The sequence below is a fragment of the Actinoplanes sp. NPDC049668 genome, from assembly GCF_044465445.1.
In the GTDB taxonomy this organism is placed as follows: Bacteria; Actinomycetota; Actinomycetes; order Mycobacteriales; family Micromonosporaceae; genus Actinoplanes.
Genome location: NZ_JBITLR010000006.1, coordinates 136,023 through 155,897 on the forward strand (window position 1 = coordinate 136,023; position 19,875 = coordinate 155,897).

General features: G+C 71.6%; 19 protein-coding genes. 13 read left to right on the top strand and 6 right to left on the bottom strand.

The window, feature by feature from the left end:
• Window positions 1-10: 10 nt before the first annotated feature.
• Window positions 11-559, top strand: coding sequence for a response regulator (locus ACIBSW_RS25290; RefSeq protein WP_354724580.1), 549 nt, complete (start codon window positions 11-13; stop codon window positions 557-559).
• On the opposite strand, the gene ACIBSW_RS25295 is transcribed toward ACIBSW_RS25290, so the two are convergent.
• Window positions 556-903 carry an STAS domain-containing protein gene (locus ACIBSW_RS25295; protein ID WP_354724578.1) on the bottom strand — a complete coding sequence of 116 codons (348 nt, stop codon included), beginning with the start codon at window positions 901-903 and terminating at the stop codon, window positions 556-558. The genes ACIBSW_RS25290 and ACIBSW_RS25295 overlap by 4 nt on opposite strands.
• 145 nt (window positions 904-1,048) lie before the next feature.
• Here ACIBSW_RS25295 and hemL point away from each other — a divergent pair, with 145 nt between their 5' ends.
• From hemL to ccsB, 6 genes are read left to right on the top strand one after another with little or no spacing between them, the layout of a single operon-like run.
• Window positions 1,049-2,389, top strand: a complete 1,341-nt coding sequence (gene hemL / locus ACIBSW_RS25300) for a glutamate-1-semialdehyde 2,1-aminomutase (protein ID WP_354724576.1) — start codon at window positions 1,049-1,051, stop codon at window positions 2,387-2,389.
• Window positions 2,386-3,042, top strand: coding sequence for a histidine phosphatase family protein (locus ACIBSW_RS25305; protein WP_354724574.1), 657 nt, complete (start codon window positions 2,386-2,388; stop codon window positions 3,040-3,042). Before hemL ends, ACIBSW_RS25305 begins: the two co-directional genes overlap by 4 nt.
• Entirely contained in the window at window positions 3,042-3,605 is a 564-nt protein-coding gene (locus ACIBSW_RS25310) for a TlpA disulfide reductase family protein (RefSeq protein ID WP_354724572.1), read from the top strand. Before ACIBSW_RS25305 ends, ACIBSW_RS25310 begins: the two co-directional genes overlap by 1 nt.
• Window positions 3,605-4,429: a cytochrome c biogenesis protein CcdA gene (locus ACIBSW_RS25315; RefSeq protein WP_354724570.1), complete on the top strand. Its 825-nt coding sequence runs from the start codon at window positions 3,605-3,607 to the stop codon at window positions 4,427-4,429. The genes ACIBSW_RS25310 and ACIBSW_RS25315 overlap by 1 nt, the downstream gene beginning before the upstream one ends.
• On the top strand, window positions 4,426-6,042 hold the full coding sequence (locus ACIBSW_RS25320; RefSeq protein ID WP_354724568.1) for a cytochrome c biogenesis protein ResB: 1,617 nt from the start codon (window positions 4,426-4,428) through the stop codon (window positions 6,040-6,042). The genes ACIBSW_RS25315 and ACIBSW_RS25320 overlap by 4 nt, the downstream gene beginning before the upstream one ends.
• A complete protein-coding gene (gene ccsB / locus ACIBSW_RS25325; RefSeq protein WP_354724566.1) occupies window positions 6,042-7,010 on the top strand; it encodes a c-type cytochrome biogenesis protein CcsB in 969 nt (322 codons plus the stop codon). Before ACIBSW_RS25320 ends, ccsB begins: the two co-directional genes overlap by 1 nt.
• Window positions 7,011-7,025: 15 nt before the next feature.
• Here the strand turns inward: ccsB and ACIBSW_RS25330 are convergent, their stop codons facing one another.
• Entirely contained in the window at window positions 7,026-7,673 is a 648-nt protein-coding gene (locus ACIBSW_RS25330; protein WP_354724564.1) for a helix-turn-helix domain-containing protein, read from the bottom strand.
• A 689-nt stretch (window positions 7,674-8,362) separates the two neighbouring features.
• Window positions 8,363-9,415: a hypothetical protein gene (locus ACIBSW_RS25335; RefSeq protein ID WP_354724562.1), complete on the bottom strand. Its 1,053-nt coding sequence runs from the start codon at window positions 9,413-9,415 to the stop codon at window positions 8,363-8,365.
• 120 nt (window positions 9,416-9,535) lie between these two features.
• On the opposite strand from ACIBSW_RS25335, the gene ACIBSW_RS25340 reads away from it, so the two are divergent.
• From ACIBSW_RS25340 to ACIBSW_RS25350, 3 genes are read left to right on the top strand one after another with little or no spacing between them, the layout of a single operon-like run.
• Complete coding sequence (locus ACIBSW_RS25340) at window positions 9,536-10,999, top strand: menaquinone biosynthesis decarboxylase (protein WP_354724560.1); 1,464 nt, start codon at window positions 9,536-9,538, stop codon at window positions 10,997-10,999.
• Window positions 10,996-11,892 carry a menaquinone biosynthesis prenyltransferase MqnP gene (mqnP, locus tag ACIBSW_RS25345; protein ID WP_354724558.1) on the top strand — a complete coding sequence of 299 codons (897 nt, stop codon included), beginning with the start codon at window positions 10,996-10,998 and terminating at the stop codon, window positions 11,890-11,892. Before ACIBSW_RS25340 ends, mqnP begins: the two co-directional genes overlap by 4 nt.
• A gap of 6 nt (window positions 11,893-11,898) precedes the next feature.
• Entirely contained in the window at window positions 11,899-12,525 is a 627-nt protein-coding gene (locus ACIBSW_RS25350) for a UbiX family flavin prenyltransferase (protein ID WP_354724556.1), read from the top strand.
• Between the two features lie 37 nt (window positions 12,526-12,562).
• Here ACIBSW_RS25350 and ACIBSW_RS25355 read toward each other — a convergent pair whose 3' ends face one another.
• Window positions 12,563-12,838: a BldC family transcriptional regulator gene (locus tag ACIBSW_RS25355; RefSeq protein WP_354724554.1), complete on the bottom strand. Its 276-nt coding sequence runs from the start codon at window positions 12,836-12,838 to the stop codon at window positions 12,563-12,565.
• Window positions 12,839-13,060: 222 nt separating this feature from the next.
• Between ACIBSW_RS25355 and ACIBSW_RS25360 the strand changes: the two genes are divergently transcribed.
• The 3 genes from ACIBSW_RS25360 (at window position 13,061) to ACIBSW_RS25370 (ending at window position 16,143) form a co-directional block, all read left to right on the top strand.
• The gene (locus ACIBSW_RS25360; RefSeq protein WP_354724552.1) at window positions 13,061-13,522 is read left to right on the top strand and encodes an Lrp/AsnC family transcriptional regulator; all 462 of its coding nucleotides are present in this window, start codon (window positions 13,061-13,063) and stop codon (window positions 13,520-13,522) included.
• A 3-nt stretch (window positions 13,523-13,525) separates the two neighbouring features.
• Window positions 13,526-14,620, top strand: a complete 1,095-nt coding sequence (locus ACIBSW_RS25365) for a PLP-dependent cysteine synthase family protein (RefSeq protein WP_354724550.1) — start codon at window positions 13,526-13,528, stop codon at window positions 14,618-14,620.
• An 89-nt stretch (window positions 14,621-14,709) separates the two neighbouring features.
• Window positions 14,710-16,143 carry a hypothetical protein gene (locus tag ACIBSW_RS25370; protein ID WP_354724548.1) on the top strand — a complete coding sequence of 478 codons (1,434 nt, stop codon included), beginning with the start codon at window positions 14,710-14,712 and terminating at the stop codon, window positions 16,141-16,143.
• 67 nt (window positions 16,144-16,210) lie between these two features.
• On the opposite strand, the gene ACIBSW_RS25375 is transcribed toward ACIBSW_RS25370, so the two are convergent.
• Together ACIBSW_RS25375 and ACIBSW_RS25380 are read right to left on the bottom strand one after the other, a co-directional pair.
• Entirely contained in the window at window positions 16,211-18,052 is a 1,842-nt protein-coding gene (locus ACIBSW_RS25375; RefSeq protein ID WP_354724546.1) for a DEAD/DEAH box helicase, read from the bottom strand.
• A 239-nt stretch (window positions 18,053-18,291) separates the two neighbouring features.
• Window positions 18,292-19,836, bottom strand: coding sequence for a hypothetical protein (locus tag ACIBSW_RS25380; protein WP_354724544.1), 1,545 nt, complete (start codon window positions 19,834-19,836; stop codon window positions 18,292-18,294).
• Between the last annotated feature and the right edge of the window lie 39 nt (window positions 19,837-19,875).

The window sequence follows — 19,875 nt, forward strand, 5'->3', positions numbered from 1 at the left end:
GTTGGACGGGGTGGCTGAGCGAGCCAAGGCCCTACTGGTCGACGACCGCCGCGACAACCTGCTGGCGCTGGAGGCGATCCTGCAGGGCCTTCCGGTGCAGGCGGTCGCGGTGGAGAGCGGCGAGGCCGCGCTGAAGCAGCTGCTGGTCGACGACTTCGCGGTGATCCTGCTGGACGCGCAGATGCCCAATATGGACGGTTTCGAGACGGCCGGGCACATCAAGCGCCGCGAACGCACCCGGCACGTGCCGATACTGTTCCTGACGGCTGCGGACCGTGATGCCCAGCTTGCGCTGCGTGGCTATGCGGTCGGCGCGGTGGACTACCTGACCAAGCCGTTCGACCCGTGGGTGCTGCGCGCGAAGGTGTCCGTCTTCGTCGAGCTGTGGACCAAGACCCAGCAGCTCAAGGCCCAAGCGGAGGCGAGCCGCGAGCGCGACGCCCAGTGGCAGCGCCTGACCGACCTGGTGGACGAGGCGGCCCGCACCCTGCGCGTCGGCGGCGACGACGCCGCGGGCGAGGCGCTCGAACTGCTCGAGAAGGCCCGCTGGGGTAACTAGCCCGCCTCGCGGGCCGGTGCGGTCGGGGTGGAGATCATCAGGGCGCTGCGCAGGCCCGTGATGTCCAGGACGCGGAGCAGGAAGTCGCCGACGTTGGCGAGGGAGAGCACCGCGCGGGCATGCTGGGCCTTGCGGCTGAGCACCACCAGCGTGCCCAGGCCCTGCGAGTCGCAGAACGTCACGCCCGACATGTCCAGCGTGATCCGGGCCGGTGGTTCGACGAGGACCTCGTTGACCATGGCCGTGAGATTGGCCACCGTGAGCACGTCGATCTCCCCGGCGAGTTGAAAGACCACCTCGTCGGGTGCGCGCTGAACCGCGATGGACAGCTCCGGTCGCTCCACCGGACGAGCCTATCGCGAGAGGAGAAACCAGGCTTGTGGGACACGGTCCGGTGCGGCGCGCCCGGGCCCCGATCGTGACCTGTACAACCCTGGTCCGGGGCTGCTAAGGCGGTCGCCGGACGGCGCTGACAGAATAGGATCCACCGTGACCACCTCATACCGCACCGCGGGCAGTCCGTACCCGGACGAGGCCCCGGTCTCCCAGGCACTGTTCGACCGCGCCAAGGCCATCGTTCCCGGCGGGGTCAATTCACCCGTGCGTGCGTTCCAGGCCGTCGGCGGGACGCCCCGGTTCATGGCGCTCGGCGAGGGCCCGTGGATGGTCGACGCCGACGGGCGCCGCTACGTGGACCTGGTCTGCTCGTGGGGGCCGCTGATCCACGGGCACGCGCATCCGGAGATCGTCGCCGCCGTGCAGGCCGCGGCCGCGCGCGGGACCAGCTTCGGCACGCCGACCGAGGGCGAGGTCGAGCTGGCCGAGGAGATCGTCCGGCGTACGCCGGTCGAGCAGGTGCGCCTGGTCAGCTCGGGCACCGAGGCGACGATGACCGCGATCCGCCTGGCCCGGGGCTTCACCGGGCGCAGCAAGATCGTGAAGTTCGCCGGCTGTTACCACGGGCACGTCGACGCGCTGCTTGCCGCGGCCGGCTCCGGCGTCGCGACCCTGGGGCTGCCCGACTCGCCCGGGGTGACCGGGGCGGCGGCGAGCGAGACCATCGTGGTGCCCTACAACGACGTCGCCGCCGTCGAGGCCGCGTTCCGGGAGAACGACGACATCGCCGCGGTGATCACCGAGGCGGCGGCCGGCAACATGGGCGTGATCGCGCCGCGCGACGGGTTCAACCAGCGGATCGCCGAGATCGCGCACGCCCACGGTGCGCTGCTCATCGTCGACGAGGTGATGACCGGGTTCCGGGTCTCCGCCGGGGGCTGGGCGGGGCTCGAGCCCGTCGACGCCGACCTGTTCACGTACGGGAAGGTCATGGGTGGGGGTCTGCCCGCCGCGGCCTTCGGCGGCCGCACCGAGATCATGTCCCGGCTGGCGCCGGCCGGGCCGGTCTACCAGGCCGGCACGCTCTCCGGTAACCCGCTGGCCTGCGCGGCCGGCCTGACCAGCCTGCGGCTCGCCGACGACGCGGTGTACAAGCGGCTGGACGAGCTCTCCGCGACCATCGGCGCCCTCACGTCGGACGCGCTGAACACCGCGGGCGTGCCGCACCGGCTGTCGTTCGCCGGCAACATGTTCTCGATCTTCTTCGCGGACGCCGACGTGGTGGACTACGACTCGGCGAAGAAGCAGGACACGGCCGCGTTCAAGGCGTTCTTCCACGAGATGCTCTCCCGCGGCGTCTACCTGCCGCCGAGCGCGTTCGAGTCGTGGTTCGTGTCGACGGCGTTGGACGACGCCGCGTTGGAGCAGATCGGCGCGGCGCTGCCGGCGGCGGCGCGGGCGGCCGCGGCAGCGGCATCGGGGGAGAAGGCATGAGCAAGCCGACCAGGACGACGGTGCACGTGCTGCGGCACGGCGAGGTCTTCAACCCGGCCAAGATTCTGTACGGCCGGCTACCCGACTTCCACCTGTCGGAGCTGGGCGTGCAGATGGCGAAGGCCGCCACCGAGGCGCTCGCCGACCGCGACATCACCCACGTGGTGGCGAGCCCGCTGGAGCGCGCGCAGGAGACGGCCGAGCCCTTCGCGGCCCAGTTCGGGCTGGAGACGGCGACCGACACCCGGCTGATCGAGAGCGCGAACTACTTCGAGGGCAAGAAGGTGTCGGTCGGCGACGGCGCGTTCACCAATCCGCGTCACTGGTGGGTGCTGCGCGACCCGATCACCCCGTCCTGGGGCGAGGCATACCTGGTCATCGCGCAGCGGATGTTCGCGGCGGTGCAGGCCGCCCGGGTCGCGGCCGAGGGGCACGAGGCCGTCTGCGTCTCGCACCAGCTGCCGATCTGGACCCTGCGCCGGTACGTGGAGAAGAAGCGCCTCTGGCACGACCCGCGCCGCCGCCAGTGCGGCCTGGCCAGCCTGACGTCCTTCGTCTTCGAGGACGCGAAGATCGTCGGGATCGAGTACGCCGAGCCCGCCGCCGCCCTCATCGCGATGTCGCCGAGCGCCCGCACCGCCAAGGGGGCGTGATGCCGCGCCGGCTGGTCGCAACGAGCGCACTGGTGGCCGTTCTGGCGGCCGGCGCGCTGGCCGGCTGCGGAAGTGAGAGCTGGGAGAAGCAGTGCACGACGAACGCCGAGGGCGTGATCGAGTGCACCCCGGACAAGCGCCCGGAGGCCCGCGAGGTCACCGGTGAGCTGCTCGCCGGCGGCACTTACGACGTGTCGCAGGACCGTGGCAAGGTCGTCGTCGTCAACTTCTGGGGCTCGTGGTGCAACCCGTGCCGCGCCGAGGCGGACGACCTCGAGCGGACATACCAGGCGACCAGGGACAAGAACGTGACCTTCATCGGGGTCAACTCGCGCGACGACCGGGACTCGGCGAAGGCGTTCGAGCGCGGCCGGGTCACCTACCCGAGCATCTTCGACGACGACGGCAGCGTCGCGCTGAAGTTCGACGTGACCCAGGTCGGCACCCCGGCGACGCTGATCCTGGACCGGCAGGGCCGGATCGCGGCCGGCATGCGGCGGGCCACGACGGTCGGCGAGCTGCAGCCGCTGGTCGAGCGGATCGCCGCCGAACGGAACGGCTGATGGGCGAGACCTTCGCCGACGCGGCGAGCAGCGGGCCGCTGCTGCTGGCCATCGGCGCCGCCGCGATCGCCGGGCTGGTCAGCTTCCTGTCGCCGTGCGTGCTCCCGCTGATGCCGGGCTACCTGTCCTACGTGACCGGGCTGGCGGGCGCGGACCTCGACGCCGCGCTGGGCGTCGCGCCGAAGCCGGAGCCCGCGGGCGGATCCGTCGCGGTGGCGACCAGGCCGCCGCGGGTCAGGGCCGGCCGGGGCCGGGTGCTCGCCGGGACCGTCCTGTTCGTGGTCGGCTTCGCGGTCGTCTTCATGCTGCTCGCCACGCTGGTCGCGAACATCGGCCTGGCGCTCAAGACCCACGAGCGTGCCCTGAACGTCGTGCTGGGCGTGCTGGTGATCGTGCTCGGCCTGATGTTCCTCGGCGTGCTGCCCGGCACGCAGGGGCAGGCCCGGATCACCTGGTTGCCGAACGCCGGCCTGGCCGGCGCGCCGCTGCTCGGCGCGCTCTTCGGCCTCTCCTGGCTGCCGTGCACCGGGCCGACGCTCGGCGCGGTCCTCGGCCTGGCGACCACCAGCGGGCAGACCGACCGCGCGGTGGTGCTCGCCCTGGCGTACAGCCTGGGCCTTGGCATTCCGTTCGTGCTGTTCGGGCTCTTCTTCCGGCGGCTGCTCGGCGTCTTCAAGGCGGTCCGGCGCAACAGCCGGTGGGTGACCCGGATCGGCGGGGCGCTGCTCATCGGCGTCGGGATCGCCCTGGTCACCGGCGGCTGGAACACGTTCCTGATCTGGCTGGTGACCACCTTCAACTTCGACGCGGGGACCCTGCTGTGACGGTGGTCGAAGAGCGCCCGGCGCCCGCCGCCGAGCCGCCGCGCCGGCCCTGGCGGGCCTGGGCCCTGCTGCGCAACTCGTGGCGGCAGCTCACCAGCATGCGTACGGCGCTGGTCCTGCTCTTCCTGCTGGCCGTCGCGGCGATTCCGGGCTCGGTGCTGCCGCAGCGCGCGGTCAACGCGGAGAACGTCGCCGGCTACTTCCGCGATCACCCCGACCTGGCGCCGTTCCTGGACCGGCTCGGCGGGTTCGACGTCTACGCCTCGCCCTGGTTCGCGGCCATCTACCTGCTGCTGTTCACGTCGCTGGTGGGCTGCGTGGTGCCGCGCCTGCTCGAACACCTGCGCGCGCTGCGCACCGTACCCCCGGACGCTCCTCGCCGCCTGGAGCGGCTGCCGCAGCATGCGGCGCAGGTCGCGGGACCGGACGACCCGGCCGCCGCTGCCGCCGCGGCGGCGGCGATCCTGCGCCGCCGGCGCTTCCGCACGGTCGTGCGCGAGCGGCCGGACGGTACCTGGACGGTCTCCGCCGAGAAGGGCCACCTCAAGGAGACCGGCAACCTGCTCTTCCACTTCGCGCTGCTCGCGGTGCTGGTCGGGGTCGGCTTCGGCCACTGGTACGGCTGGCACGGCAACCGCCTGCTGGTGCAGGGCGCCGACCGGGGCTTCTGCAACTCGGTGACGCAGTACGACGAGTCCTCGCTCGGCCCGCGCATCGACGCGTCGGACCTGCCGTACTTCTGCCTGCGGCTGACCGACTTCTCCGCGAGCTACCAGGACGGCGGCATGCCCAGGTCGTTCGGCGCGCACGTCGACGTGCAGACCGAGCAGGACGGGCCGTGGCGACCGACGGAGTTCACGGTCAACCATCCGTTGCGCCTGTCGCAGGCCAACGTGCACCTGCTGGGTCACGGCTACGCGCCGGTGCTGCGCTACACGGACCGCTACGGCGAGCAGCAGACCAAGACCGTGCCGTTCCTGCCCCGCGACCAGATGCTGACCAGCGAGGGCGTCGTCCAGTTCCCGGACGTCAACATCGACCCGAAGACGAACAAGCGGGACGAGGACCTGCAGGTCGCGTTCGAGGGCGTCTACCTGCCGACGGTCGACCCGCACGGCGGCCCGACGTCGGTGTTCCCGGCGGAGCGCTCGCCGGCGCTGTTCCTGACGGCGTACCGGGGCAATCTGGGCGTCGACGCCGGGCTGCCCGGGTCGGTGTACGCGCTGGACCGCGGGCAGCTCGCCAACGGCCAGCTCAAGCAGGTCAGCGGCGAGCGGCCGCAGCGGTTGACGGCCGGCCAGTCGTGGACGCTGGACGACGGCAGCAAGCTCGAGTTCCTCGGCACCCTGCAGTTCGCCACCCTCGCGGTCCGCTACGACCCCACCCAGCCGCTGGTGCTCGGCGGCGCGGCCGTCGGCCTGCTGGGGCTGATGCTGTCGCTGGCCGGGCATCGCCGCCGGGTGTGGTTCCGGGTCTCGCACCCTGAGGCGTCCGAGCCGGGCGGCGGCGGTAGTTTGATGGAGGCCGGTGGCCTGCCACGCACCGACTATCCGGGCTTCGCCGAGGAGTTCGAGCAGATCGTGGCCGCGGTGCGGGATGAGAGGACGCCGTGATGGCGGATTGGTCCAACCAGTTGATGGCGCTGACCGTGGTGGCGTACCTGGCCGCGATGATCTGCTACGCGGCCGAGTACGCGTTCGGCGACCGCAGCCACATCGGCCGCGCCGCCACGCGCCCGGCCCGGCAGCTGGTCGGCGCCGGCGCGCCGGTCGAACCGCCCGCGGACGACGCCACGACCGGGGCGCCGCCGCGGCGCGACCGGGGCGTCCTGTTCGGCCTCATCGGCGTCGGGATCAACTGGCTGGCCTTCGCCCTGCACCTGGGCGCCACGGTGACCCGCGGCCTCGCCGCCGACCGCATGCCGTGGGGCAACATGTACGAGTTCATCCTCGCGGTGACGCTCGTCGGCTCCGCGGTCTGGCTGGGCGTGCTGACCCGCCGGCCCGCGGTCCGGCACCTGGGCCTGTTCGCGATGCTCGCGCTGGTGGTGCTGCTCGGCGCGGCCGGACTGATCGCCTACACGCCGGTCGGCCCGCTGGTGCCGGCGCTGAACTCGTACTGGTACATCGTGCACGTCTCGACGATCATCCTGTCCTCCGGCATCTTCCTGATCGGTGCGGTGCCGGCGGCGATGTTCCTCATCAAGGCGGGCCACGACCAGGGCAAGCGCCGCTTCCCGTACCCGCTGGGCGCCAAGGTTCCGGCCGCCGCGACGCTCGAGCGGCTGACGTTCCGCCTGCACGCGTTCGCGTTCCCGCTCTTCACGTTCGGTGCGTTGATCGCCGGCCCGCTGTGGGCCGAGGCGTCGTGGGGCCGCTACTGGGGCTGGGACCCCAAGGAGGTCTGGGCGTTCATCTCGTGGGTGGTCTACGCGGCCTACCTGCACGCCCGCGCGACCCCGAGCGTCAAGCGCACGACGGCGACCTGGATCGCGCTCGTGGGGTTCGCGACCATGCTGATGAATCTCTTCGGCGTCAACCTGTTCTTCGAGGGTCTGCACTCCTACGCCAACGCCGGCTGACGCCGGGGCCTGGGTTCACTCGGCCTCGGGCGCCAGCGCCTCCTGGATCAGGCTGATCTCGTGGGACTCCGCGTTCCAGCCGCCGATCGACTCGCGCGCCGGCGCGGCCCGGCCGGACGGTTCGATCTGCATGTGCCATGCGGTGTGCAGGGCCGTGTCGACCACCCAGCTACCGCACTTCGGGCAGGTGTAGCCGGTCCGGGTCGACTCGGTCTCCGCGGTGCCGGGCGCGGCCGGGTCCGGGCCGCGGCGCAGGGTGTTGGCGGCGGTCCAGAGATGCAGCCACTCCTGCACGACGGTCTGCGGCGGCACCCGCAGCGCGACGGCGAGGTTCTCGACCAGCGGCCAGGACGGCACCATCTTGCCGGCGAACACCTTGGACAGCGTCGCCTTGCTGTAGTGCACGGCCTCGCCCAGCGCGCCCAGCGCCGGCTTGCCCGCGTTCACGTGCGCGAACGTCAGCCGCTCGGCCAGCTCCCGGGCGGCGGTCTCCGGGTCCATCAGCTTGGCCCGCATCCGCGCCAGCTCGTGCTCGCGGGCGAGGGCGGCGTTCGACGGGCGGCCCGTCGTGCCGGCCGGATCGGTCTGCGTTCCGGGGGTGGAGCACTCGGCCCGGTGCCGGCCGCCGCGGGTCCCGCCCGGTCCGTCGGCTGCGCGGGTCATCACACCGGCCGTCCGGGTTGCGACGCCGGTCTGTGGTCAATGTAACTGCAAGTCACCGATGAGCCTCTTTCGGCAAGTGGTGGGAATGACGTGATCTCGGGCCTGGAGCCGGCGAGCTGATGCGACGTGATGGTTGAGCAGGTCGCATAGTCGAGATTGATTGTGCCCCAGGGCGTCGACGTATTCCACCACTCTCCGTCGTCACATTGCGAGGGTTAAGGGTGGCCTGTAGATGCAAGTTGCATGCGGGAGTCACGGTGAAGTTTATTTACCAAGGGGCCTACCCGTGAGTGGGTTTGATAAAGGAGTCGGCGTCTCGTAATTGCACGCGTCGTCGGCCACTCAATCGCTTCGGGAAACGTCTCCACCAGGGCTAACTCGCAATGTCAATGAACCGTGGTGCCGGTTGCACGCTCTATTTCGCCATCTCGGACACTTGAGTGTCGTGCTGTTTCGGGGCTGATCAAGACAGGCTGCGTGGGTCCGCTATGGCGTCTTTGAACGGTAAAGTCATCATGAAGGTCTAATCCCGAATAGCGCAACCGAATGTCACTCAGGGTGAGGTGTCGCGTTCTTGAAGTGAGACTGTTGCGGAAAATTTCCGGTAGCCATGACGGGTGTGTCCGAGTGTCGTATCCCCGACTCCGCGGTGTGATACGTCCCGCCCGGTCCGATACGCAGAGTGTCGCTCAGCTTCCCAGCACCGGGCCGAGGAGGTTTCCGACGACGTTCGGGCTGGGTGAGGCCGCCGGCTCCGCCACGGCGTCCGCGCCGGCGGAGGCCGCCGGCTCCGGATCCGACACGACGACCGCGCTGCCGGAGGTCGCCGGGAGCGGGTCGGCCACCAGGCCGTCGCCGAGACCGCCACCGATGCCGCCCGGGCAGTCCCCGGCCCGCCAGGTGTCGTACTGGGTCACCCAGTCCAGGCAGAAGCCGGCGGAGCGCTGCTGGGCCGTGCCGCCGATCTGGGTGGCGACGTCCTCGCGCCAGTAGCGCGGCGCGCCGTCGCCCGTCGCCCGCAGCTGCACGTTGTCCACGGTCACCGGCGGAACCGGCACCCGTGCCGCCCGGCTCGAGTCGACGTGCACCTCCACGTACTGCTCGACGTACGCGCTCGCGCCGATCGGCAGCCGCTGCGCGGTGAGCAGGTTCCAGCGGTCGTTCCACCAGAGCCACGCCTGCCACACGTTGTCCGCGTCCGTGTGCAGGTCCAGCCAGGCCCGGTCGCCCGGCCTGAGCTGGTACTGGTCGTAGAACTGCCAGGTCTTCGTGTTGGTGTTGAACGTGTAGATGTGCTGCCGGCCGGCGCCCGCCCAGCCGGTCTCGGCCCAGCCGGCCTCCAGCCAGGCGATGCTGCCGCCGCCCATGTCGCGCTTGACCATGAAGCGGCCGGCCACGAAGTCGTACGTGTTCGGCCGGACCCCACCGTCCACGATCGAGATGCGGCCGGAGACGCCGCGCCACTCGCCGGCGGTGCCCGCACCCAGGTGGTGGTAGCCGCTCGGGGTGGCGCTGGAGCGCATCGTGTCGAGCCGCACCGCGGACTCGAGGATCGGCCCGGTCGCCCGGCAGGCGCCGGGCGCGTCCCGTCCGGCCGGCCCCGTCGGCGGTGTGGTCGACGCCGCACCCGCCGGGCACGCCGGCAGCAGGTAGCGGCGGTGCGACGCGGCCGGCGCGGCAAGGGTGAGGGCCGTGACCAGGCCGCCGAGGGCGCTCCACCGCGCCACGGACCGGAAATTCACGTCGCCCACCTCGCCCTGCCCAGCCCGATAACGAATCGCTGGCTCAACGCCGGAGCAGATCTTCCGGTGACGGTTCCCGCCCGGTGATCACTGCCCGTCCCGTGGTGCGAGACTGGGTTCATGGCTTCGAAGGGCTTTCCGTACCACGACCTGCAAAGCTTCATCACCGCCCTGGAACAGGCCGGCGAACTGCGCCGGGTCGGCGTGCCGGTCGATCCGACGCTGGAGATCAGCGAGGTGGTCACCCGCACCGTCCGCGCCGGCGGGCCGGCCCTGCTCTTCGAGCGCCCGACCCGCGGCGAGATGCCGATCGTCGTCAACCTCTTCGGCACGGAGAAGCGGATGGCCATGGCGCTCGGCGTCGACTCGCTCGACGAGGTCGGCGACCGGATCGGCTCGCTGATCCAGCCCGAGCTGCCGGTCGGCTGGTCCGGCATCCGCGAGGGCATCGGCAAGGTGTTGCAGCTCAAGTCGGTACCGCCTCGCAAGGTCAAGAGCGCGCCCTGCCAGGAGGTCGTGCTCAAGGGCGACGAGGTGGACCTGAACAAGCTGCCCGGCCTGCGGGTCTGGCCCGGCGACGGCGGCATCTTCCACAACTACGGGCTGACGCACACCAAGCACCCGGAGACCGGCAAGCGCAACCTCGGCCTCTACCGGCTGCAGCAGCACTCGAAGAACACGCTCGGCATGCACTGGCAGATCCACAAGGACTCGACCGCGCACCACGCGGTCGCCGAGCGGCGCGGCGAGCGGCTGCCCGTCGCGATCGCGATCGGCTGCGACCCGGTGGTCAGCTACGCGGCCAGCGCCCCGCTGCCGGGCGACATCGACGAGTACCTGTTCGCGGGCTTCCTGCGCGGGGAGCGGGTCGAGATGGTCGACTGCCTGACCGTGCCGCTGCAGGTCCCGGCGCAGGCGCAGGTCGTGCTCGAGGGCTACCTCGAGCCGGGCGAGCGGATGCCCGAGGGGCCGTTCGGCGACCACACCGGCTTCTACACCCCGGTCGAGCCCTTCCCGGTGCTGCACATCGAGTGCATGACGATGCGCAAGCAGCCGATCTACCACTCGATCGTCACGTCGAAGCCGCCGCAGGAGGACCACGGCCTGGGCAAGGCCACCGAGCGGATCTTCCGGCCGCTGCTCAAGATGCTGATCCCGGACATCGTCGACTACGACATGCCGGCCGCGGGCGTCTTCCACAACTGCGTGATCGTCTCGATCCGCAAGCGGTACCCGAAGCACGCGCAGAAGATCATGAACGCGATCTGGGGCGCGCACCTGATGTCGCTCACCAAGCTGATCGTGGTCGTCGACGAGGACTGCGACGTGCACGACTACCACGAGGTCGCGTTCCGGGCGTTCGGCAACGTCGACTACGACCGCGACCTGCTGGTGACCCAGGGACCCGTCGATCACCTCGACCACGCCTCCTACCAGCAGTTCTGGGGCGGCAAGGCGGGCCTGGACGCCACCCGTAAGCTGCCTGCGGAGGGCTACACCCGGGGCTGGCCGGAGGAGATGACCATGGCACCCGAGGTGACCGCCCTGGTGGACAAGCGCTGGAAGGAGTACGGGATCTCGTGACCGCCGTCGCGTCCGCACCGGAGCAGCCGGGCCGGGTCAAGGCCTTCCTGCGCCTGGTGGCCATCGAACACTCCGTCTTCGCGCTGCCGTTCGCGTACCTGTCGGCGCTGGTCGCGATGGACCGCGAGGGCACGGGGGTGCACTGGGTCGACCTGTTGCTGATCACGATCGCGATGGTGTCCGGGCGCACGTTCGCCATGGCGGCCAACCGGATCCTGGACCGCAGGATCGACGCGCAGAATCCGCGTACGGCCAATCGTGAGCTGGTCACCGGCGCGGTGAGCGTCCGCACGGCCTGGACCGGCGCGGCCATCTCCCTGGTCGTGTTGTTCCTGGCCGCGGGCCTGCTGAACCCGCTCTGCCTGGTGCTGTCGCCGCTCGCGGTGATCCCGCTGATCGTCTATCCCTACGCGAAGCGGTTCACGAACTTCCCGCACTACGTGCTGGCGCTCGCGCAGGCCGTCGCGCCGGTCGGCGCCTGGCTCGCGGTCACCGGCACCTTCGCCGGCTCCGGCCCCGCGTGGGTGCTCGGCGTCGCGGTCGGGCTCTGGATCGGCGGCTTCGACATCATCTACGCCTGCCAGGACGTCGAGGTCGACCGGCGGATCGGCGTGCACTCGACGCCGGCGCGCTTCGGGGTACGCACCGCGCTGCACATCTCGACCGCGACCCACGTGGTGACGTTCGCCCTCTTCGTCTGGTTCGGACAGCTTGTCGGCCTCGGCTGGCTGTGGTGGGTGGGGCTGGCGCTGACCGCTGTGGCGTTCGGCTATCAGCACGTCGTCGTCACGCCCGACGACCTCTCCAAGGTCAACCGGGCGTTCTTCACGGCGAACGGCTTCGTGGGCATCGCGCTGTTCGTCTTCGCCGTCCTAGACCTGTTCCTGCGGTAGGCCGAGATGCGGACCCCCTGGATCGTCGGCGTCTCGGGAGCCTCCGGAACGCCCTATGCGAGGGCCGTCATCCGGGCGCTGCTGGACGCGGGCGAGCCGGTGGACCTGATGGTCTCCAGGGCCGCCCGGCTGACCCTGCTGGACGAGACGGGCGCGACCGTACGGGACGCGCACTGGAAGGACGACGTCGCGGCCTGGCTGGGCCGGGAGCTGGGCGATCTGGCCTACTGGCCGGCGGGTGACCTGGCGGCCGGTCCGAGCAGCGGCTCGTATCCGGCGCGGGGGATGGCCGTCGTGCCCGCCAGTACGGCCGCGTGCGCGGGCATCGCGATCGGGCTCTCCAAGGATCTGCTGCAGCGGGCCGCCGAGGTCAACCTCAAGGAGCGCCGGCGAACGGTGATCGTGCCGCGGGAGACGCCGGTGACCCGGAGCCATCTCGAGCATCTGATCGCCCTGCACGACGCCGGGGCGGTGGTTCTGCCCGCCAGCCCGGGCTTCTACGGCGCCGGCGCGCGGGCGACCGCGGGGCAGCTGGTGGACTTCGTGGCGGGCAAGGTACTCGACGCTCTCGGCGTACCCCATGAGCTTTTTACCCGCTGGACCGGTGATCTCGGGTCCGGACGCCAGGACTAGCTGCCTTTAATGGGGTATTAATGCCCTATGCGAAGCTTCAGCGCAGTCCGTTCGGCGGTCCGTAACTGGTGCCCGGGTTCGCCGGGCCGCCGTTGCGCGGTCGGTTCGCGGCGTCGTCCTCGCGCATTTCCTCGACCACTCCGTCGCCCTCGAGCAGAGCGCGCACCTCTGATTCGCGGAACCGGCGGTGGCCACCCGGAGTACGGATGCTGCCGATACGTCCGGCGGCCGCCCAGCGTGTGACCGTCTTCGGATCCACCCGGAACAGCGCGGCCACCTCCCCAGGCGTAAGCAGTCGATCTCCTGTGTCCACGGCCCTCTCCTCGCGTCGTGTTGGAGCGCCGGTGGTCACGGTGAGTGTCGGCGTGCTCGATCGGGACGTAGTGCCATTAGAGCATCGCCAAAAACAGCAAGTCGTTGAAATGCGGAAAAAGCCCCGATTGCGACGTTGACCATTATCCTTGCGCCCGCCAAGGCATCCGCGCTCGCTACCGGGCGTGAGGTACCCGGACGTGTCGCACTAACCTCTGAACCCATGGACGCCATCGACCTGCGCCTGATCGACCTGCTGCGGGACAACGCCCGCTCGTCGTACGCCGAATTGGCCCGGCAGGTGGGCCTCTCGGCACCCGCCGTGCACGAGCGGGTCGGTAAGCTGGAGGCTGCCGGGACGATCCGGGCATACCGGGCCGAGATCGATCATGATGCGATCGGGCTCGGCGTGACCGCGCTCATCGGGATCGTCGAGGACTCCGGCGCCGACACCGACGACGTGCTCGCCGCGCTGCGGGTGATGCCCGAGATCGAATCCTGCTATTTCATGGCCGGCGTCGAGTCGTACCAGCTCACGGTCCGGGTCGGCACCATCGCCAAGCTCGAGCAGCTGATCGTCCGGATCAACCGCACGCCGGGTGTCGCCTCGACGCGCACGGCGATCGCGCTCTCCACCAAGTGGGAGAACCGACCGCAGCCGGGCCTCGATCCGGCGGTAGGTTGAACCATGGAACAGCTCGACCGCTGCGACGACGCAGCCCGCGAATGGGAACGCGTCGCCATCGCGCTGGTGGAGGCGGACGCCAACCGCTCCGCCGACACCCACCTGCTGCCGTTTCCGCTGCCGCGGTCCTGGGGCATCGACCTCTACCTCAAGGACGAGTCCTCGCACCCCACCGGGTCGCTCAAGCACCGCCTGGCCCGCTCGCTCTTCCTGTACGCCCTCTGCAACGGCTGGATCGGCCCCAAGACCCCGGTCGTCGAGGCGTCCTCCGGGTCGACAGCGGTCAGCGAGGCCTACTTCGCCAGGATGCTCGGGCTCGAGTTCATCGCGGTCATGCCGGCGAGCACGTCGCCCGAGAAGATCTCGCTGATCGAGTTCCAGGGCGGCAAGTGCCACCTGGTGGACGACCCGACGGCCGTCGTCGCGACGGCGCGCGCCCTCGCCGCCGACCTCGGCGGCCACTTCATGGACCAGTTCACCCACGCCGAGCGGGCCACTGATTGGCGGGGCAACAACAACATCGCCGAGTCCATCTATGCGCAGCTGTCACTCGAGCGGCATCCCGTACCGGCGTGGATCGTCGTCGGAGCCGGCACCGGCGGCACCAGCGCGACGATCGGGCGGTTCGCCCGCTACCGGCGGTACCCCACCCGGCTCTGCGTCGTCGACCCGGAGGGCTCGGCGTTCTGGCCCGCCTACGTGGCCCGCGACTGGACGCTCTCGACCGGCCGGGGCTCGCGGATCGAGGGCATCGGCCGGCCCCGGGTCGAGGCGTCCTTCCAGCCCGCGGTCGTGGACCGGATGATGGCGGTGCCCGACGCCGCGTCCCTGGCGGCGATGCGGTCCGGCTCGGCGGTGCTCGGCCGCCGCGTCGGCGGCTCGACCGGTACGAACCTGTGGGGCGCGTTCGCCCTGATCGCCGAGATGCTGGCGGCCGGGCGTACCGGATCGGTGGTCACCCTGATCTGCGATGGCGGCGAGCGGTACGCGGACACGTACTACTCGGACGCCTGGGTGGCGCGGCAGGGCCTGGACCTCGAGCCGTACCGCGCCGCCATCGACGCCTTCCTGGCGACGGGGCGGTGGCCGGGCTCGTAAAAACCGGGGGCAGCGTCGCGCGCGGGAACCTGCGAAAATCAAGACGGTAGCGAACGGGACTCGGGTTCGCTTCGGGCTCAAGGAGCACAGTGCGCGACGCCGAAGAATACCCAGCCCCGCAGGACTACCCGGTCGCACCACCCGGCCCACTGATCCCGCACCAGCGCATGCCCGTCGGGTTCGGCCAGCTGCCGCCGATGGTCCTGGCGCCCGGCATTCCGCTGCCGCCGCCCCCGCCGCCCCGGCGCCGGGGAAGCACCGCCCTGCTGGTCGGCGGCGTGCTGGCGCTCGTCGCGGTGCTCTGCGTCGGCGCCGGCTTCGCCTACGTCGTCGCCGCCCGTGACGCGCTGGCCGAGGGCGCCGCCGCGACGGACAAGCCGAAGGCCAAGCCGCAGACGCCGCACGAGGCGGCCGACGCCACGCTGAAGGCCCAGTCGGAGGCCCTGCTGCGCGGCGAGGAGAAGGGCTGGATCGCCGCCCTGGACCCGAGCCAGTCCAAGCTGCGGACGAAGTACCACTCGATGTACAAGTCGCTGCGGGCGCTGGGCGTCAGCCGCTTCGAATACCACACCAGCTCGGACACGAAGAGCGGCAAGAACGGCACGATCGCCCTGACCACGCACACCGAGTACTGCTTCAGCACCGACCGATGCCCCGACGAGGGCTCCGAGGGCCGACCCTGGATCAAGCAGGAGCTGACCTTCAAGTCCGTCGGCGGCAAGTGGCTGATCACCGCCGTGAGCGTGAAGAAGAGCCGCGCGGAGCAGCAGCCGACCCCGTGGGAGTCCGGCGAGCTGGTCTTCCAGCAGGGCAAGCGGGTGACGCTGATCGGCAGCAGCAGCGAGCGGAAGTACTTCAAGCGGATCATGCCGGTCGCCGAGAAAGCCGCGGCCGTCAACGACCGCTTCGCGGGCATGATCGGCAACCCGCAGAAGAAGTACCGGATCTACCTGGCCGGCGCCAAGCAGTGGAAGAGCTGGTACGGCGGCGTCAACGACGACTGGGTGATCGCGTACGCGATGCCGCTCAACGAGGCGGGCAGCGACGTGGTCGTCAACGTCGCCCAGGTGAAGAACAACTCGACGGTCATGGCGAGCACGATCCAGCACGAGCTGGGCCACGTCGTGACGCTCGGCGGCGCCGAGCGCTCCGGCGACGGCGGCGACATGTGGCTGGAGGAGGGCATCGCCGAGTACATCGGCTGGTACCCCAAGCCCGCGACCGCCAGCTGGCGGCGCTCGAGCGTGCGCTCCGTGGTGCAGAGCAGCAAGCGGCCCAAGTCGATCGCGGCCCGGGCCCTGGCCGGCGACGCCAGCCCGGACGCCAGCGACGCGTTCTACGGGCTAGGCCACTTCGCCGCCGACTGCATGGCCCGCAAGTACGGCCAGCGGGCGCTCTTCGACTTCGTCCGGCTCTATCTCCGGGAGGACCGCGACCTCGAGCCCGCCTCCTGGGAGGCGTTCGGCAAGCCGTTCGCGACCGTCGACAAGGCCTGCGTCGCCTGGATCCGCGACCAGGTCTGAGCCGGGCCGCAAACGCCGAAAGGCCCCCGGCGGGGGAGCGCCAGGGGCCTTGTCAAACGGCGGTCGATCAGTGGGTGTGTGCCGGACGACCGGTCGAGTAGCGGTCGTTGCGGCCGCCCTCGCGCCGGAAGCCACCGGGACGGTCGCCGTAGTTGCGCGCCGGCCGGTCGCCGAACGAACGCTGGTCGCCGCCGCCGGCGGGCCGGTCACCGTAGGAGCGGTCGCCGCCGCCCGTGGGCCGGGCGCCATACCCGCGGTCGCCGCCGCCGGTGGGACGGTCGCTGTATCCGCCGCCGGTGGGACGGTCGCCGTATCCGCGGTCGCCGGTCGGGCGGTCGCCGTAGGGGCGCGCCGGACGGTCGCCGAACGAGCGCTGCTCGCCGCCGCGCGGGCGGTCGCCGTAGGTGCGCTCGCCGCCGCCGAAGGTGCTGCGGGGGCGGTCGCCGAACGAACGCTGGTCGCCGCCGCCGCTGCGCTGCGGCCGGTCGCCGTAGCCGCCGCTGCGGGGCCGGTCGCCGTAGCCGCCGCGCTGCGGGCGGTCGCCGAAACGACGCGGCCGGTCGCCGCGCTCGCGCGGCTCGGGCTCGAGCCGCACCGGGACGCCGCTGGGCTCGCGGGCGCCGGTGACCTTGGCGAGCTGCTCGTCGCCCAGGCGCACCCGGAACTCGGCCGGCGTGACGCCCGCCTTCAGCATCATCGAGGCCGTGGTGCGGCGCTGCTTCGGGAGGACCAGCGTCACGACCGCGCCGGACTCGCCCGCGCGGGCCGTACGGCCGGCGCGGTGCAGGTAGTCCTTCGGGTCCTTCGGCGGGTCGACGTGCATGACCAGCGAGATGCCGTCCACGTGGATGCCGCGGGCCGCGACGTCCGTGGCGACCAGCACGTTCGTCCGGCCCTCCTTGAACTCGGCCAGCGTGCGGGTGCGGACCCGCTGGGTCTTGCCGCCGTGCAGCGCCCCGGCCCGGACGCCGACCGCCGCGAGCTGGTCGACCAGCCGGTCGACGCCCATCTGGGTACGGGCGAAGACGATCGTCTTGCCGTCCCGGTTGGCGATCGAGGCGGTGATCGGGAACTTGTCGTGCGGCGGGATCAGGAGCATGTGGTGCTCCATCGTGGACACGCTCGCCTCGGCCGGCGCCGTCGAGTGCGTGACCGGGTCGTTCATGAACCGCTTGACCAGCGCGTCGACGTCGCCGTCGAGCGTCGCCGAGAAGAGCAGCCGCTGCGCGTCGGCCGGGGTCTTGGCGAGCAGCTCGGTGACCTCGGGCAGGAAGCCCATGTCGGCCATCTGGTCGGCCTCGTCCAGGACGGTGACCTCGACGGCGTCGAGCTTGCAGGCGCCGCGCTCGATCAGGTCGCCGAGGCGGCCCGGGGTGGCCACGATGACCTCGACGCCGCGCCGCAGCGCGTCCATCTGCCGGTCGTAGGGCACGCCGCCGACGGCGGTCTTCAGGAAGACGCCGACGGAGCGGCCGAGCGGCATCAGCGCGTCGGCGACCTGCATGGCCAGCTCGCGGGTCGGCACCAGGATCAGGGCCTTCGGCTGGTGCGGCAGCGCGCGGCCGCCCTTGGCGACCCGGGCGAGCAGCGGCAGGCCGAACGCCAGCGTCTTGCCGGAGCCGGTCTGTCCACGGCCGAGCACGTCCCGGCCCGCGAGGGCGTCGGGCATGGTGGCGGCCTGGATCTCGAACGGGGTGTTGATGCCCTCGCGGCTGAGCACGCGGACGAGCTCGGCGGGCAGACCCAGCTCGGCGAAGGTCGGAACGACGACCGTCTCGGTCAGCTCCACCTCGGCGGCGGCGGGGGTCTCCTGCGCGGCCTCGATGGCGTCGGTACTGGGGGTTTCGGCCGCCTCGGTGGGGACTTCGAAGACGGACGGGAACGTGCTGGGGTCAGCGAAAGTGGTCAAGAGAACCTCTCTACGGGGGCGCATGCTCGCGAATGGCCCGCCGCGGCTACGAACAGCCGGCCGCTGAAATGACCGCAAGAACGCCCGTGGCGTGCCCCTTGAGGGCACGCCAGGTCAATTACTTCCATCAGTGTACGGGTCAACGTGGTCGACATCGCCCGCATTCCGCGCCGGTAGTGGGCAGGCTCACCCTTCGGCGCAACCTCGCCAGCTTAGGGGGCCGGGCGGATTCCGACAACCTAATCCTTGAAAACGCCACCGATCATGTCGCTGAAGGCGTCGCCGACGGTGAAGAGGAAGGCCAGGCTGACGCCGACCAGCAGGAGCAGCACCACGAGCATCGCGATGATCACCTTGACGTTGCTCTGCCGCTGGGTGTCGGGTCCGTCGCGCCAGCCCTGCGCCAGGATGTGGCCGGTCAGCGAGCCGGAATTCTCGACCGGGTTGGTGCTCACGGGCATGGTCATGTCGGCCGGCGCGTAGTCGGCGAGGCCGCCGTAGACGGTGCCCTGCATCCGCTGCTGCGGCACGGCGGCCGGCTGCTGTCCGGATCCCGACCCATACGTCGTCGGCCGTGTCGGGGCGCTGCCGGCCTGCGCGGCCGATCCGCCGAACGGCTGCCCGGCACCGCCCGATGCGCCTAACCCGTACGGAGTCGAACCGCTGCGGGGCTGGTGGTCGTGCTGGGCACCGCCGCCCACGTGGATGGGTCCGCCCGCGGCGGCGGAACCGGCCGAGGGCGGCATCGTGTACGCCGGCAGGGCGCTGCCGGCCGCGGGGATCACCGGCGGGCCGGGGAACGGAGCCGGCGGCGGGCCGGGCACGGGTGAGGGGCCGGGTCCCGGCGGGACGGGGTCGGGTCCCGGGCCGGGCGGCACGGGCGAAGGGCCGGGTCCGGGCGGCACGGGCGTAGGACCGGGTCCGGGTGGCACCGGGCTGGGTCCCGGGCCGGGCGGAACTGGGCCGGGAGGGGCCGGGCTCGGCGCGGGCACCGGCGGCGGAGGCAGCGGCGGGGTCGGCGTCGGCGTCGGCAGCGGTGCGGGCTCGGGCCGGGTGGGCTCGGGCTTGGGCGGCGCCGGCTTCGGCGGCTCCGGGGTCGAGGGCTCGGGCAGATCCGGTTCCGGCGCGGCCTGACGCTTCTCGGCGACGCTCATCCAGCTGACACCGGCCGGCTTGCCGGCCTCCTGGGGCACTGCCGGGGCCGCGGGCTTGTCCGCCTCGACCGGCTTTTCAGCGGCGGCAGCGGGCTTTTCGGCGGCGAGAACGGCGGCCAGCTTTTCGGCGGCGCCGGCCGGCTTTTCGGTGGTAGCCGGCTTGTCGTCGGCGGTCGGCTTGTCGGCGGCCGGCTTTTCGGCGACCTGGTCCGAGCTGCGGGCGCCGTAGACCTTGGCCTGGCCGCTGGGCCAGGTGGCGGCGCGGGCGGCGGCCGGATCGATCGAGCCGGGCACGGCGGCGCGGGCGGCGTTGGCGCCGGGCGGAACGGAAACCGGTCGGGCGGCGCCACCGGTCGAACCGCTGGTGGCGGGCGGAGAGCTCACGGACGCCGAGGCCGTGGCGGCGGGAGGGGAGCTCACCGACGCAGCCGGCACGGCGACGCTCGCCGCGGCCTTGCCGGACGGGGCGGAGGGGGTGCTCGCGGCGGCCGGAGCCCACAGGGCACCGGGTGCGGGCGGCGGTGGCGGCTCGTATCCCTGATCGTTCTGAGGCCCGGCGCTGCTCGCGGGCGTCCGCGCAGCGTGCGGCTTCCCGCCGTCGCTGTCCGGTTTCGCCTGCTGCTCGTCCATGGATCCTCCCGATCGCCGTCACCCGCGTGACGACGCCAA